The sequence below is a fragment of the Paenibacillus liaoningensis genome, assembly GCF_059609455.1.
Genome location: NZ_JCAALU010000006.1, coordinates 276017 through 291031, shown reverse-complemented (window position 1 = coordinate 291031; position 15015 = coordinate 276017). Strand labels below are relative to the sequence as shown.

Below are 15015 nucleotides of genomic sequence, written 5' to 3'. Positions count from 1 at the left end.
GCACTCGTCCCTTCGCGGGATGCGTGCTTTTTTTGCGTTCAGAACGCAGCAGCTTGGAAGCTTAGCGAATGGAAAGGATGATAACAATGGCGATTAAAGTAACTTTGCCGGATGGCGCAATAAGGGAATATGTTGCAGGAACAACAATTGAAGAGGTGGCTGGCTCGATCAGCAGCGGACTGCGCAAAAATGCAATCGCAGGTAAAATTGACGGAAAAACCGTTGATGTTTATACACCTATTAATGAAGATGCAAAGGTTGAAATCGTCACTTTGGATTCAGCTGACGGGCTGGAAGTTTACCGTCACAGCACAGCGCATTTGATGGCTCAAGCGATCAAGCGCCTGTATGCTGATGTAGAGCTTAAGCTCGGTATTGGCCCCGTTATTGAGGATGGCTTCTACTATGATATCGATATGGAACAGTCGATCACGCCGGAAGATTTGGTTAAAATCGAGAAGGAAATGGATAAAATTGTCCAGCAAAATCTCGATATCCGCCGCCGCGTCGTCAGCCGTGATGAAGCGATTGCCGTATTTACCGATATTGGCGATACGCTCAAGCTGGAGCTGATCCGCGACCTTCCTGTGGAAGCGGAAATTACCATTTACGATCAAGGCGAATTTTTCGACCTCTGCCGTGGGCCTCACCTTCCGTCTACAGGACGGATTAAAGCATTCAAGCTGCTCAGCGTAGCAGGCGCTTACTGGCGCGGTGATTCCAAAAATAAAATGCTTCAGCGTATTTACGGAACAGCGTTTCCGAAAAAAGCGCAGCTCGATGAGCATCTCCACTTCCTAGAGGAAGCGAAAAAACGCGATCACCGCAAGCTGGGACGCGAGCTGAAAATGTTCACATTCTCGCGCGAGGTTGGTCAAGGCTTGCCGCTATGGCTGCCGAATGGCGCGAAAGTTCGCCGTACATTGGAGCGCTACATCGTGGATATGGAAGAGCGTCTGGGCTATGAGCATGTTTATACGCCTGTTCTGGCAAACGTAGAGCTGTACAAAACATCCGGCCACTGGGAGCATTACAGCGAGGATATGTTTCCGAAGATGGTGCTGGATAACGAAGAGCTCGTGCTTCGCCCTATGAACTGCCCGCATCATATGATGGTTTTCAAAAGCGATATGAGAAGCTACCGCGACTTGCCGGTGCGTATTGCCGAAATGGGTACGATGCACCGCTATGAAATGTCCGGCGCCTTGACTGGCTTGCACCGCGTTCGCGCGATGACGCTGAATGACGCGCATATTTTCTGCCGTCCGGACCAAATCAAGGAAGAATTCGCGCGTGTGGTCAACCTCATCCGCAAAGTATATGAAGATTTTGGCATTAAGGAATACCGTTTCCGTTTATCGTACCGTGATCCGCAGGATACCGAGAAATATTTCCAAAATGATGAAATGTGGGAAATGTCGCAGCGTATGCTTCGCGAAGTTGTCGAGGAGCTTGACCTGCCATTTTTCGAGGCAGAAGGCGAAGCAGCTTTCTACGGTCCGAAGCTGGACGTTCAGATCAAAACCGCCCTGGGCAAAGAAGAGACGCTTTCCACAGCTCAGCTGGACTTCCTGCTTCCAGAGCGCTTCGAGCTGGAATACATCGGCGAAGATGGCAAGAAGCACCGTCCAGTCGTTATTCACCGCGGCATCATCAGCACAATGGAGCGCATGACGGCATTCCTGCTGGAGAATTTTGCTGGCGCTTTGCCGCTATGGCTGTCGCCGATTCAAGCGAAGGTTATTCCAGTGTCCACTGTATATGAGCAATATGCGCGTGAAGTGGCTGAGAAGCTGCAGGAAGCGGGCATTCGTGTAGAAAGCGACCTTCGCAATGAGAAGCTCGGCTATAAAATTCGCGAGGCGCAAATTGAGAAAGTTCCTTATATGCTCGTAGTTGGCGAGAACGAAATGCAAGCAGGCTCGGTCTCAATCCGCAAGCGCGGCGAAGGCGATATCGGGGCAAAATCGATTGCCGAGACAGCGGAAATGTTAGAGCAAGAGATCAAAACAAAAGCGTTATAAGAGCAGCTAACAGCGGCTCGTCTGCATAAAGCTTGTACCACTTGGGTAATCTTCTTCAGAGGAGGAAGTGCCCAAATGGTTACAAGCTTTTTTCATTATAAAAAAATGCTGCTCGCAATTGCGGCGCTCGTATTGCTTGCGATCTGTTTCAAGCCTTTCCCGGGCAAGACGATGAATCAGGAAGCCCCGCTGCAGCATATGCCCGTCATTGTCGCACCTGAATCGGTTAAGCTGACAGCGGCATTAGTTCACGAAGAACGTACTGAAACCGTCAAGCAGCAGCTAACGCCGCAAAAACCGGCATATGATAAAGTGAAGGTCGTTGCAACGGGCTACACAGCCGGAATTGAATCGACAGGAAAGCGGCCTGGCCATCCGAGCTATGGCATTACGTATTCAGGCGTGAAGGTTCGCCGGGATATGGTTTCCACGATTGCAGCTGATCCGAAGCTGTTTCCGATTGGTTCTCTGCTTTATATTCCCGGATACGGGTATGGCGTCGTCGCAGATACAGGATCGGCTATTAAAGGCAGCCGAATCGATTTGTATTTCGAGACGACGGCGGATGTATTCAAGCAGTGGGGCAAACGCACAGTGGAGGTTGAAGTCATTCGCAAAGGCAGCGGGAAGCTGTCTCAGGCTTGGCTAAATAAGATCAACAAGGCCGCGGAGGCAGGAAAAGGCTTGCCTGAGGCTTATCTGGAATCGTAACAACAGCATGCATATTAGAACCTTAACCCGCCATACTAACATGGACGGGGAGGTGAAAAACCAACATGGCTAAGAACAAAAACAATAAAGCAGCTCAATCGAACCAAAAGCTGAATACCGAGTTTGCAGAAGAATTTGGACAAAATAATGAAACGAGCAACACAGCCGCTAAATCGACACAAAAAAAGCAGAAGTAACAGGCTGTCCCAATAAAGAAGTGAGAAAAGGAGCCGCTACGGCTCCTTTTCTCTAACCTGACGGCTAGGCATAGAAATAAGGAGATAAAAAACAGTTTTCAAACGAACCTGTTTTATTGTATGATTACGGTGTAACGAATAATCACATGATAAGACAGGTGAACTCTCATGACTGATCCTATAACATTCACAAACTATTCGGCTTCCGAGCATCGCAGAGCTGCTGAGGTGCTTCCGTTCATTGACGCTTATATCGGCAAGAAGGAACAGGAAATTATCGAAATCGAGCAAATGGTTGAGCGTTACGAGAAGCGCCGTCTCAAGGAAGAGCGGGCTTATCAATCGATGTCTGCTTTCAGGCGCATGTTGTCAGGGAAGAAGCCGGATCATCATTTGGCCGTGGAGCATATCCATTTCGTTCGCAAGCCGATGGAGAAAGTTCGTGCGCTAAAGCTTGAAATTGAAAATGTACGTAAGATACAGAACAGCTCAGCTCCAACGGATATGGTCACTGTTCCCTTCGAGCTGGCGAATGATTTGCTCTAAGACATAGAAGAGAAGCTTCATTCCTTTCAAATAAAACAAAACCTCCACATTCCCGGATGCATGGCATCGCTGGAATGTGGAGGTTTTTTGTTAAACTTATATAGCTATGAATTGCCGCTCTTCAGGTGGTCTACATCAAGAAAATCCGTATCGTAGCTGTAAGCGGGAACGCCGTGAATGCCTACATCAAGACCAATTAGCTCCTCGTCTTTGGAGACGCGTACCGGCATGATTTTGCGAATGAGCCATAATACGGCCCATGTGAAGACAAAGCCCCATACAGATACGGTGACGAGGCCAAGTGCTTGTACACCAAGCAGCTTCAAGCCGCCGCCATAAAATAAGCCGTAATAGCCTTGTCCGACCTCGCTAGCGAGCTCTGGCTTGGCAAATAATCCGAGTGCCAGCGTACCAATGCTGCCGCTAATGCCGTGTACGGCGAAGGCGCCGACGGGATCATCGATTTTTTTGCTCTCCATGTATTCGGTTGCGAGAACCATCATAATGCCGCAAAGCGCGCCGATGAAGATTGCAGCGCCGTCCGAGACGAAAGCGCAGCCAGCGGTAATGCCGACAAGTCCAGCTAGCGAGCCGTTAATAACCATCGGAGGATCAGCTTTTTTATAACGAAACATCGTAAACAATATGCAGGTGGCTCCGCCCGCTGCAGCGGACAGCATCGTCGTTACGGCGATATGCCCGATCGATGTGTTCGTGGCGCTCAGCGTACTTCCGGCATTAAAGCCGAACCAGCCGAACCAAAGGATGAAGGCGCCAACGGATGCGAGCGGCAAATTGGATGGCGAAACGATGTTCACCTTGCCATCCGGGCTGAACTTGCCAATGCGGGGCCCGACGAAAATCGCAGCAGCCAGGGCGGCAAATCCGCCGAGGGCATGGATAACAGCTGAACCGGCAAAGTCGATCATGCCAAGCTTGCCAAGCCAGCCGCCGGTTGACCATACCCAGTGGCCCGCTAGCGGATAAATGAGTCCGGTCATGGCGATCGTCAGCAAAATGTAGGCACGGAAATGGATGCGTTCAGCCACGGCCCCGGATACGATGGAGATGACCGCGATAACGAACGCGCATTGGAACAGCCAATACGTTTCATGGGAAATATTAAGTATAATATGAGAAAGGTCGCCGCTTAGCAGGAAGCCGCTGGTGCCAAGCAGGCCGCCTACATCTTTGCCGTACATAATAGCGAAGCCAAAAAAATAAAAAACGAGAGCTCCGAATGCGATATCAACGAACACTTTCATAATGATGCTGACGGCATTTTTCTGGCGGACGAAACCTGCCTCCAGCAGCGCAAAGCCGCCCTCCATCAGCAAAATCATAGCCGCTGTCAAGACAACCCAGATTGTATCGAGACCTCTCGACAGTTCTGACAACTCCATTGTGTAGGCCAACCCCTTATAATCAGATATAAAATGATGTTACATTGCTAATTCGTTGATCATTATAATGATTTCGAGTTAACAATGTCAACGCTTTTATGTAATGTTTAGTGACGCATGTCAGGTTTGTCTGGTGTAATATTCCTTTGTCTCAGTCTAGAGACCGAGCTGGATTTCAATCGGCCGTCCCTTTCTTGTGTTTGGCGGGTCCGTTATACTTAGACGTATGAAGAATAGAACCAATTGAAGGCAGGAGTTGATGATCTCATGAATGGCAGCTTTTTCAATCGATTTATAACAGCTGGCATCGTTATTGCGATAGGTGTTGTCTTTTTTCTCAATCAAACGGGTATCATTTCCACCCAGCTCAGCATTGGAGAAATCATCTCCAACTTCTGGCCGCTTATTTTAATCGTTATTGGGCTAAAAGGAATATGCTCGAGAGACTCCTACAAGCATGGCGGAGGATTTTGGGTGATGATGATTATTGGCGTCGTGTTTCTTGCCCGGAACATGGGCTGGTCGGATTGGTCCTTAGGCGATATTATTCCGTATATTTGGCCGATTATTATTATTTTAGTCGGCATCAATATGCTGCGTAAGCCGAGCCGAAGCAAGCGGAAGAAGCATGAGCCGCCATCCGATGATTGGAAGTCTTATGATGGTTATACGGAAGGTGAAATTCCTCCAGCGCCGCCGCTGCATCCCGGCCCAACGGATCCTTTTCCTCCAGAGCATGCGCAAGAACAAGCTGGGCCTGTTAAAGGGGCGCCGTTTCAGCAAAACAGCTTTGAAGGCGGGAAATCTAAAGTGAATTTAGAGAAGGAACAGCCTATAGGCAACGTATGGAAAGAACAGGCCAAGCAGCATTACCGCGATCAACGTAAAGAATGGAAGCAGCAATTTCGGGAACAGCGCAAAGAGTGGAAAAATGAAAAAAATCACTACAGCGGCAAAAGCGAGTGGTGGAACAATGATCCGAATACGCAGACCCGCTCCAATTTCATAGGCGATATTCATATTGGCCATGATTATTGGGAGCTGCAGCCAATCAACATTTCACATTTTATCGGCGACACCGTCATTGATTTAACGAAAGCGCAAATCGCTTACGGGGAAACGAAGATTACGGTATCTTCTTTTATCGGCGATGTGAAAGTGTATGTGCCTAATGATTATGAGGTGGGCATCCATGTGCAGAGCAGCGTTTTTATTGGCGATGTGAAGTTTCTTGGCAAAAAGGAGCACGGCATGTTCAAGTCGATGGATATGGCTTCCCCTTCCTATGCAGATGCGGATAAAAAAATCAGGCTGGTCGTTAGCTCGTTTATTGGCGATGTGCGTGTGACGAGGGTGGGATAAGCGTTTATGATGGTTCGGTTGCTTCGCAGTGGAAAATGGGAATTGATTTCTATGTTTGTGTTCGCTGCTGCTCTGGCTTATGGAGCAGCGGCGATAATCGCTTATGGGCTTATGCCTCATGCAGGGAGATGGGAAATGTGGCTGACTGCCGCAGCCGTCTTCCTGCTTGTTGCTGCGTCTTGCGGTTATTGGGCCGGCAGGCGCATACAGCGCAGAGTAGATACGCTCCAGCTCGCGATGAAACAGGCCGTTAACGGCAACTTTGAAATTCGAATTGCCGAGCGGGGCGGCTTGTCCTTTACCGAGCTTTATGAGGAATTTAATGTGCTTGCGAGGCAAATGGAGGAGCGGATGACTTACATCCAGCGTACGGGCGAGGAGCAGGTGATGGCCGAAGCTGCCTCTAATGAAGAAGCGGTGCTGGAAGAGCGCAAAAGGCTCGCTCGCGACTTGCATGATACGGTAAGCCAGCAATTGTTTGCGATGCATATGTGCGCCTCTTCGCTGCCTAAGCTTCAGCAGGTGGATAGCGAACGCGCGGCTGAGGTGCTGGGCCAGTTAATTGAGATGTCCACGCTTGCCCAGAAGCAAATGCGCACGTTCATCGCTCAGCTTCGCCCAATGGAGCTTGAAGGCCGAACGCTGCTCCAAGCGCTGGATAAGTGGTTTCCTGATTATTGCCGGCAAAACCATTTGCAAGGGCAGCTGGAATGGCGGCTGGTTGAGCCGCTGTCGGAAGCGAAGGAGCATCAGCTTTTTCTCATCGTGCAGGAGGGACTGGCTAATATCGTCAAGCATGCAAAAGCAGAGGGCTGCTCGCTGACGTTATCGGAAAATGAACGGCAAATTGTGCTGAGCCTGCAGGATGATGGAACGGGCTTCCGAGTAGATGAGGTCAAACGAGGCTCCTACGGGCTGTCAACGATGCACGAGCGTGCCCAGAAGCTTGGCGGAACGGCAGAAATTATAAGCAAGCCAGGCAGTGGAACGAGGGTCAAGGTGTCTATTCCAAAAATATGGCGGGGGAGCGATAAAAAATGAGCAGCCAGGAAATGTTGAAAATTATGATTATTGATGATCATGATATGGTTCGAACAGGATTGCGCACTTATTTAATGCTGGAGCCGAAATTTGAAGTTGTTGCAGAGGCGGGCAGCGGGCAGGCTGCGCTTGATAAGCTTGAAGCCGGCATACCGAAAGGGATGCCTGATGTCCTGCTGATGGATTTAATGATGCCCGGCATGGATGGCATTGAGACGACGAGGCGCGTGATGGCGAAATATCCGGATGTGAAAATCGTCATGCTGACGAGTTTTTTGGAGGATGATAAAGTGTATGCTGCCATTGAGGCAGGGGCGGTCAGCTATGTACTGAAGACGGTATCGGCGGAGGAGCTGATTTATGCGCTGAACGGCGCTTCGAAAGGCATGCCTGTCATGACAGCTGATGTATCTCAGGCTTTGACGCGTGGACTTCGGCAGCGTACAGCACAATCAGGAGATGAAGGGCTGACGGAGCGGGAGAAGGAAGTGCTGCTGCTTATTGCCGAGGGACGGTCAAACAAGGAAATTGGCGAAGAGCTCCACATCAGCATTAAGACGGTCAAGACGCATGTCAGCAATTTATTAATGAAATGCGAGCTGGATGATCGGACACAGCTGGCGGTGCTTGCTCATCGCAAAGGCTGGGCCAAAAGCTTATAATCAACAATAAACCAAATCACATTATTAGTTATCACATATTGCAGCAAAAGGCGGGCTATACTAACGATGTACAGCGGCGAGATGAGCCGCACTAAAGCGTACATAAAAGGAGCGTCTTGCTATGATTTTGCTGTCATCAGAGCTGGAAGCCAGCCATCAATCCTTCATTGAAACCCGCGATATGCTGACGCAGCATACGTTCGCTTTAGGCGGCAATTGGGATTATGCAGCTGGTTCGTTCGATCGCCCATTGGATGAAGCCCATAAAGTATGGCTGCGGATTCCTTTTGAAGTGACGGATGGCGCCATCGATAATAGCTCTTCGGATACAGATGCCACTATTAAGCTGGGAACGCCATATGTGCTTAAGCATTTATATAAAGAAGGCAATGATGAGGAAGCTTCGGTGCGGCTGGTAGGCGCCTTATTCGACCAATTTCAAGCGCCGACTGATCCCGATGCTGACATTGAAAGCGAATGGGTCGAGCGGGCCAAGGACATTATGCAGCAGGTAGAACGGGCATTGGCATAAGCTTAAAGCAGTCTTTTGAAACTTAAATAGTGGATGAAAAACTCTCTGTCACCAGTGATAGGGAGTTTTTTTATGTATGTTTAAATGTCTTTTAAGATTGTTTTAAGGTAGAATGTGCATGATAGGAGTACAACAATTAACCAGCAAGCAGCCTTTAGAGACTGAATTGCTTCATTGTATACCGATGAGGAGGAAACGGGAATGGACGATCAGAATAAAAAGAACGGCTTTGATGATTTTTTCCAAAATCGTGAGGATGGGCAGCGGAAGCAGGAGGATAACGTTCAGCCAGCCCACGCTGATGAAGCATCAGCTGATTCTTCTGAACAGGCAAGCAAGCCTTCCTACTACTATTCTTACGGACCGTTTAAGTCAGGCGCACCGGACAATCATACGCTGTCTGATAGCGCTGGAGCAGGCAATCATTCTATGTCAACTCCGGCACCAACATCCAGCCAGGAATCAGCTGCCGCATCCCAGCCGTACAGCCAGCAGCAGGGTGAACAGGCAAACTTCGCTGAAAGCATGCCTCCTGCCCCAGTAAGGCCGTTCAGCTCATCGCAGTCATCCGCCAGAGGCGGTTGGCAGGTGAAGGAGCCGCAGCGCAAAACGTCATTCAAAGCGATGTTTTCTTCGTTTATTGCTGGGGTTCTAGTAGTTGGATCTTTAATGTATGCTTCGGATGTGAACAATTGGTTCAGCAAGCCGGCGGAAGCGACTGTATCTCAGCAGGGAACGGCTACAGCAACGGGACAAAACAGCGGGCTAACTGCAGCATCTGACAGGCCGGACGATATTGCTAAGCTGTTCGAGGCTTCAAGCCCGGCTGTTGTGAAAATTGAAACCTTTGCTTCGCCTACAAGAAGCAATGGCGGATCATCGGCTGATTCCTTCTTCGAACAGTTTTTCGGCCAGGATTATCCGGGAGCAGGCAGCCAGGAGCAAAACAATAACAGCAATGGATTACAAGCAACAGGCAGCGGTACCGGATTCTTTTTTGACTCCACCGGTTACATTTTGACGAACCAGCACGTCGTTGGCGGAGCAGAGAAAATCGAAGTCACGGTGCAAGGCTATGACAAGCCGCTAACAGCGGAGCTGCTGGGCTCTGATTATAATCTGGATTTGGCTGTACTTAAAGTAACGGATACGAAAGCCTTCCCTACTTTGAAGCTAGGAAACTCCGACAGCATCAAAATTGGTGATTGGGTCGCAGCAATCGGCAATCCTTATGGCTTTGACCATACGATTACCGTTGGCGTGCTTAGCGCGAAGGAGCGCCCGATTTCCATTCCGGATGAGCAAGGAACACGCAACTACGAGCATTTGCTGCAAACGGACGCATCGATTAATCCAGGCAACTCTGGCGGACCGCTGCTCAACGTAAATGGTGAAGTGGTCGGCATTAACACAGCTGTAAGCTCGCAGGCGCAAGGAATTGGATTTGCGATTCCAACGAGCACAATCCAAGGCGTATTGGAGAATTTGAAAAATAACGTTGAGGTTCCGAAAGATCCGATTCCTTTCATCGGTGCGGAACTAGCTGATGTAACGGATGCTATGGCGAAGCAGCTAGGCATGGATAAAGCGGAAGGCTCCATCGTCAGCAATGTGTATTACAACTCTCCTGCCTACCTGGGCGATCTGAAACAATTTGACGTTATCATCGGCATTGACGGCAAAGTGTACAACAATACGCAGGACTTGATCAAGGCGATTCAGAAGAGAGCAGTTGGCGATGAAGTACAGTTGAATATTATCCGCAAAGGTGCGAAAATGGATTTGTCGGTCACCATAGGCGACCGCAATAAGTTCAACGCAGAATAATGAAGCAGCCAGCATATCGGTGCAGCTGGTGCTGAATGGTTACAATCAGGCGCAGAGGCGAACAATCTCTCTGCGTCTGTTTTTATGAAGCTAAAGAACATGGGGGCGTACCGATGAGAACACAAATTATAGTTGTAGATGACGATGAGAAAATCACCTCTTTATTAAGGCGGAGCCTGATTTTTGAAGGATATGAAGTGACGACTGCAAGCAATGGCTTGGAAGGGCTGAAGCTGCTAATGACAGCGGAGCCACAGCTTCTCATACTCGACGTGATGATGCCGCATGTAGACGGCTGGGAAGTATGCCGTAGAGTGCGAGAAGGAGGAAGCACGGTTCCGATTCTGATGCTGACAGCGAAGGATGATATTGCCGATCGGGTGAAAGGGCTGGATACAGGAGCTGACGATTATCTAGTGAAGCCATTTGCACTCGAAGAGCTGCTTGCCAGAGTTCGTGCGCTGCTGCGTCGCAAGCCGGATAAAATCGAGGATACGGGCAGCAAAATCGTCTATGAGGATCTTGCGCTTGATCAAGATGCCCGCGAAGCGATTCGGGGCGGCCGGCGTATTGAGCTTACGGCAAAGGAATATGATTTGCTGCTGCTCTTTATACAGAACCCGCGCCGCGTATTGACCCGTGATGTCATTATGGAAAAAATATGGGGCTACGACTTCAGCGGAGAGTCGAATGTTCTAGAAGTTTATATTGCGATGCTGCGCCAGAAAATGGAGGAGGGCGGCGGCAAGCGCATGATTCAAACCGTTCGTGGTACAGGCTATGTGCTGCGGGGAGAGGGCTGATCAGCTATGACCATACGGCTGCGTTTAACTTTGTGGTATTCAGCTTTGCTTGCGATGACGCTGCTGATATTTGGTTTTGCCATCTATATATTTGTTAATTACAATACGTACGGGCAGATGAAAGATCAGCTGAAGGGCGAAGCGGATAGCTACAATGTAGTTGTCAACGAGCTCAACTTATTGATTGCCCCTTCGCAAGGGCGGTTTTATGAGCGTTCCTTTTATTTGCAAATTGTCAGATATAAAGAGGGCATTATTAATGCGAGCAAGGAGCTGCTTAGTACAGGCATAAAATATCCAATTCCTGATGTTAAGGATAATGTGCAGGCTGGCTTTATAAAGGCTAACATTAAGGTGAATGATGCGAATATAACCTTTTTAATTTATCAACGTCCTATTTACAGCGATAGTGCGAAAACCGATTTAATCGGTCTTATTCAGGTAGGCGCAATTGTTACGAGTGAGGAAAGTTATTTGAAAGCTTTGCGGACGATTTTGTTTACCGCATCGCTTATCGCTGTCTTAATAGCCTTTACAACAGGTTTGCTTTTGGCCCGTCAGGTGCTTCGTCCAATTGAGCGTGTCATTAAATCAACGGAGAAAATTCAAAACGGTTCTGATCTTAGTGTACGCATTCCAATGGATGGCCCTAATGACGAAGTCGGCAGGCTTGTCTATAACTTGAATGTCATGCTGGCCCGTTTGGAGACAGCTTACAATGAGCTGGATGAATCCTATAAGGCGCAGCGAAGGTTCGTCTCGGATGCGTCGCATGAGCTGCGGACGCCGCTGACGACGATTCGGGGCAATATTGAGCTGCTTCAGCGAATGTGGGAAAAAACGAAGGACCCGGATGCATTTGACGGCATCGTGCTGGCGCTTGATAACCAGCGCTTTGGCCTTACGGTTGAGGCGATGCAGGATATTGCAGCGGAATCCCGCCGCATGTCGACGCTTGTTAATGATTTGCTGGCGCTCGCCCGTGCGGATGCCGGTTATGAAATGGAGAAAACAGTAGTATCGATGCAGCCGCTTGTCGAAGAGGTGGCACGCCGTGCCCAGCTGCTCCCGCGTACCGCTGAATGGCGCGTAGGCGACCTGTCTCCGCTCAGCGGCATTGAGGTCAGAGGCAATCAGGATTATTTGCAGCAGCTGCTGTTCATTTTTATTGAGAATGCTTTCAAGTATACGGTAGAAGGCCATATTGAGCTTAGCGTGCGCAGCAAAGACAATCAAGTTGGGATTACGGTCAGTGATACGGGCATGGGGATGGACCCTGAGGAAGTGCCGCATATATTCGACCGTTTCTATCGGGTGGACGAATCGCGCGGCAAAACGGTTGGAACGGGGCTCGGATTATCTATTGCAAAATGGATAATAGATGAGCATCGCGGTTCCATTGAAGTGCTTACGCGCACGGGTGAAGGGTCGGAGTTTACGATCTGGCTGCCCATAGTCTTTTCTGAGACGGCAGATTCGTCTATAATAGAAGGAACGGATCGAACTTTGGGCTAATGCCCACGGTTCAGAAAGCAGGTGCACCTACATGCAAATTGTTAAAATTTCACCGCGGGGCTATTGCTACGGCGTTGTTGACGCTATGGTACTCGCACTGCAAACAGCTAGAAATCTCGAGCTGCCGCGGCCAATATATATTTTGGGAATGATTGTGCACAATGCGCATGTGACGGAAGCGTTCGAGCAGGAAGGCGTTATTACGCTGGATGGGGAGAACCGTCTGGAAATATTGGAGCAGGTCGAGCAGGGGACGGTTATTTTCACTGCCCATGGCGTTTCCCCCGAAGTTCGGAGACGTGCCAAGGACAAGGGATTGACGGTTGTCGATGCCACTTGTCCTGACGTGACGCGCACGCATGATTTGATTCGCGAGAAAATGGCCGAGGACTACCATATTATTTATATTGGCAAAAAAAATCACCCTGAGCCAGAGGGTGCCATTGGCGTCGCTCCAGATCGCGTTCATCTCATCGAGCGTGTCGAGGATATCGATTTGCTAGAAGTGCCGGAAGGCAATATCGTCATCACAAATCAGACCACGATGTCGCAATGGGATATCCGCCATATTATAAGCAAGCTGATTGAAAAGTTTCCAACGGCGGAAGTCCACAATGAAATTTGCCTGGCAACCCAGGTTCGCCAGGAGGCCGTAGCCGGACAGGCTGGCGAGGCCCAGCTTTGTCTTGTCGTTGGTGATCCGCGCAGCAACAACTCCAATCGCCTTGCCCAGGTGTCGGAGGAAATTGCAGGCGTTACTGCTTACCGTGTCGCAGATGTATCTGAGATTAAACGGGAATGGCTTATTGGCATTGAACGTGTGGCGGTAACTTCCGGCGCTTCGACTCCTACGCCGCTTACCAAGGAAGTTATTACGTATTTGGAGCAATACAACGACGATGACCCTACAACGTGGGAAATCGTTCGTACCGTCAATATGGAGAAGCTGCTTCCCAATGCCCGCAAAAAGTCAGTTGTTGCGCGCCCAGAAGTGCCAGAGACGCCGTAAGGCGTCTTTTTTCTATAGTTCCGTTATCAGTCACGTTATTAGCGAGGGAAAATGGCATGAAACGGGAAGAGCGCGGGCCTAAAGTTTTTGCTTGACGGGCAGCGCTGCTTCTTATATAATCACTTTAACGAGTAAAAGCATAAAAGCCACAAAGCATAGAAGCGTCGAAGCGAACAAGCGTTTAAGTGGAAAAGGGGAGATTGACATGATCGTAATTACTAATCCGCATATTGAAGAAGCAAGAATTGCTGAAATTGTTACCCATATTGAAGCAGCAGGCGTTCAAGCCCATGTATCAAGAGGAACAGACCGTACCGTAATTGGTATTATTGGGAGTGCAGCACCTACATTAGCCGAGCATCTTCGCCAGCTCAAGGGCGTTGAAAATGTTATTAAAATTTCCAAGTCCTACAAGCTTGCAAGCCGTGATTTTCACCCAGATGATACCATTATTGACATTAAAGGCGTTAAAATTGGCGGAAATAATTTAGTTATTATGGGCGGCCCATGCGCAGTCGAAACACCAGAGCAAATTGATGAAATCGCCCGACTGGTTAAAGCGGCTGGCGGCCAGGTGCTTCGCGGTGGAGCCTTTAAGCCTCGCACAGGCCCATACAGCTTCCAAGGCGTTGGCGTTGAAGGCTTGGTTATGATGGCGGAAGCGGGACGCAAGCATGGCTTGCTGACGATTACCGAAGTAATGACGCCGGAATACGTAGATGTATGCGCCGAATATGCGGATATTCTCCAAGTCGGCACGCGCAATATGCAAAATTTCGACCTGCTCCGCAAGCTCGGAACGATTCAAACGCCTGTTTTACTGAAACGGGGCTTCAGCTCAACGTACGATGAATTCCTAAATGCAGCGGAATATATTCTTGCTGGAGGCAATCCGAACGTTATGCTGTGTGAACGCGGAATCCGAACATTCGAGACCTACACAAGAAATACACTTGACTTGTCAGCTATTCCTGTATTGCAAAGCCTCAGCCATTTGCCAGTCATCTCTGACCCAAGTCACGGCACTGGCCGCCGCGAGCTTGTAGAGCCAATGTCGAAGGCGTCAGTAGCCGCTGGAGCGAATGGACTGATCGTGGAAATGCATACAGATCCAGATAATTCGATGACTGGGGACGGGGTACAATCACTGTTTCCGGACCAGTTCGCTAATTTATTAAAGGATTTGGAAAAGCTCGCACCAATTGTTGGGAAAGAATTTAACACGGAGAAGGCGCCAGCAGAAGCTTTCAAAGAGTGGAAAATATAATCGACCTATAAAGCCGTTAATTCCTATGTAAATAAGGGGATTACGGCTTTTCCTTTTGCCGTGTAGGAGGAATTGTGAACAAATGTGTAAACCTGTAAGTATAGCTAACATGCGAA

At 49.1% G+C, this 15015-nt stretch carries 14 protein-coding genes; 13 read left to right on the top strand and 1 reads right to left on the bottom strand.

Annotated elements, in window-relative coordinates; genetic code table 11:
* The first annotated feature begins 86 nt into the window (after positions 1-86).
* From thrS to AC6B99_RS10855, 4 genes are all read left to right on the top strand, one after another.
* Positions 87-2024 (top strand): threonine--tRNA ligase, encoded by a 1938-nt coding sequence (gene thrS, locus AC6B99_RS10870; protein WP_056039563.1) that lies wholly within the window; start codon positions 87-89, stop codon positions 2022-2024.
* 75 nt (positions 2025-2099) lie between these two features.
* Positions 2100-2735: a 3D domain-containing protein gene (locus AC6B99_RS10865; protein ID WP_056039567.1), complete on the top strand. Its 636-nt coding sequence runs from the start codon at positions 2100-2102 to the stop codon at positions 2733-2735.
* A gap of 65 nt (positions 2736-2800) precedes the next feature.
* Positions 2801-2932, top strand: coding sequence for a hypothetical protein (locus AC6B99_RS10860; protein WP_268795458.1), 132 nt, complete (start codon positions 2801-2803; stop codon positions 2930-2932).
* A gap of 168 nt (positions 2933-3100) precedes the next feature.
* On the top strand, positions 3101-3478 hold the full coding sequence (locus AC6B99_RS10855) for a hypothetical protein (protein WP_056039570.1): 378 nt from the start codon (positions 3101-3103) through the stop codon (positions 3476-3478).
* 104 nt (positions 3479-3582) lie between these two features.
* On the opposite strand, the gene AC6B99_RS10850 is transcribed toward AC6B99_RS10855, so the two are convergent.
* Entirely contained in the window at positions 3583-4881 is a 1299-nt protein-coding gene (locus AC6B99_RS10850) for an ammonium transporter (RefSeq protein ID WP_496663334.1), read from the bottom strand.
* A 267-nt stretch (positions 4882-5148) separates the two neighbouring features.
* Between AC6B99_RS10850 and liaF the strand changes: the two genes are divergently transcribed.
* From liaF to aroF, 9 genes are all read left to right on the top strand, one after another.
* Entirely contained in the window at positions 5149-6243 is a 1095-nt protein-coding gene (gene liaF, locus AC6B99_RS10845) for a cell wall-active antibiotics response protein LiaF (RefSeq protein ID WP_496663333.1), read from the top strand.
* A 6-nt stretch (positions 6244-6249) separates the two neighbouring features.
* A complete protein-coding gene (locus AC6B99_RS10840) occupies positions 6250-7284 on the top strand; it encodes a sensor histidine kinase (protein WP_056039579.1) in 1035 nt (344 codons plus the stop codon).
* Positions 7281-7946 carry a response regulator gene (locus tag AC6B99_RS10835; RefSeq protein ID WP_056039581.1) on the top strand — a complete coding sequence of 222 codons (666 nt, stop codon included), beginning with the start codon at positions 7281-7283 and terminating at the stop codon, positions 7944-7946. The genes AC6B99_RS10840 and AC6B99_RS10835 overlap by 4 nt, the downstream gene beginning before the upstream one ends.
* 121 nt (positions 7947-8067) lie before the next feature.
* The gene (locus AC6B99_RS10830) at positions 8068-8478 is read left to right on the top strand and encodes a YugN family protein (RefSeq protein ID WP_056039584.1); all 411 of its coding nucleotides are present in this window, start codon (positions 8068-8070) and stop codon (positions 8476-8478) included.
* Between the two features lie 201 nt (positions 8479-8679).
* A complete protein-coding gene (locus AC6B99_RS10825; RefSeq protein ID WP_494879982.1) occupies positions 8680-10305 on the top strand; it encodes a trypsin-like peptidase domain-containing protein in 1626 nt (541 codons plus the stop codon).
* Between the two features lie 113 nt (positions 10306-10418).
* Entirely contained in the window at positions 10419-11108 is a 690-nt protein-coding gene (locus AC6B99_RS10820; protein WP_496663332.1) for a response regulator transcription factor, read from the top strand.
* Positions 11109-11114: 6 nt separating this feature from the next.
* The gene (locus AC6B99_RS10815) at positions 11115-12623 is read left to right on the top strand and encodes a sensor histidine kinase (protein ID WP_056039593.1); all 1509 of its coding nucleotides are present in this window, start codon (positions 11115-11117) and stop codon (positions 12621-12623) included.
* A 31-nt stretch (positions 12624-12654) separates the two neighbouring features.
* The gene (locus AC6B99_RS10810; protein ID WP_056039596.1) at positions 12655-13632 is read left to right on the top strand and encodes a 4-hydroxy-3-methylbut-2-enyl diphosphate reductase; all 978 of its coding nucleotides are present in this window, start codon (positions 12655-12657) and stop codon (positions 13630-13632) included.
* A gap of 205 nt (positions 13633-13837) precedes the next feature.
* A complete protein-coding gene (gene aroF, locus AC6B99_RS10805) occupies positions 13838-14899 on the top strand; it encodes a 3-deoxy-7-phosphoheptulonate synthase (protein ID WP_056039600.1) in 1062 nt (353 codons plus the stop codon).
* The last annotated feature ends 116 nt before the right edge of the window (positions 14900-15015 follow it).

Excerpts from the sequence above, each read along its gene's own strand:
- AC6B99_RS10865 (WP_056039567.1), top strand. The coding sequence starts at position 2,100 with ATGGTTACAAGCTTTTTTCATTATAAAAAAATGCTGCTCGCAATTGCG.
- AC6B99_RS10830 (WP_056039584.1), top strand. The coding sequence starts at position 8,068 with ATGATTTTGCTGTCATCAGAGCTGGAAGCCAGCCATCAATCCTTCATT.
- liaF (WP_496663333.1), top strand. The coding sequence starts at position 5,149 with ATGAATGGCAGCTTTTTCAATCGATTTATAACAGCTGGCATCGTTATT.
- aroF (WP_056039600.1), top strand. The coding sequence starts at position 13,838 with ATGATCGTAATTACTAATCCGCATATTGAAGAAGCAAGAATTGCTGAA.
- AC6B99_RS10825 (WP_494879982.1), top strand. The coding sequence starts at position 8,680 with ATGGACGATCAGAATAAAAAGAACGGCTTTGATGATTTTTTCCAAAAT.
- AC6B99_RS10835 (WP_056039581.1), top strand. The coding sequence starts at position 7,281 with ATGAGCAGCCAGGAAATGTTGAAAATTATGATTATTGATGATCATGAT.
- AC6B99_RS10840 (WP_056039579.1), top strand. The coding sequence starts at position 6,250 with ATGATGGTTCGGTTGCTTCGCAGTGGAAAATGGGAATTGATTTCTATG.
- AC6B99_RS10855 (WP_056039570.1), top strand. The coding sequence starts at position 3,101 with ATGACTGATCCTATAACATTCACAAACTATTCGGCTTCCGAGCATCGC.
- AC6B99_RS10815 (WP_056039593.1), top strand. The coding sequence starts at position 11,115 with ATGACCATACGGCTGCGTTTAACTTTGTGGTATTCAGCTTTGCTTGCG.
- thrS (WP_056039563.1), top strand. The coding sequence starts at position 87 with ATGGCGATTAAAGTAACTTTGCCGGATGGCGCAATAAGGGAATATGTT.
- AC6B99_RS10850 (WP_496663334.1), bottom strand. The coding sequence starts at position 4,881 with ATGGAGTTGTCAGAACTGTCGAGAGGTCTCGATACAATCTGGGTTGTC.
- AC6B99_RS10820 (WP_496663332.1), top strand. The coding sequence starts at position 10,419 with ATGAGAACACAAATTATAGTTGTAGATGACGATGAGAAAATCACCTCT.
- AC6B99_RS10810 (WP_056039596.1), top strand. The coding sequence starts at position 12,655 with ATGCAAATTGTTAAAATTTCACCGCGGGGCTATTGCTACGGCGTTGTT.
- AC6B99_RS10860 (WP_268795458.1), top strand. The coding sequence starts at position 2,801 with ATGGCTAAGAACAAAAACAATAAAGCAGCTCAATCGAACCAAAAGCTG.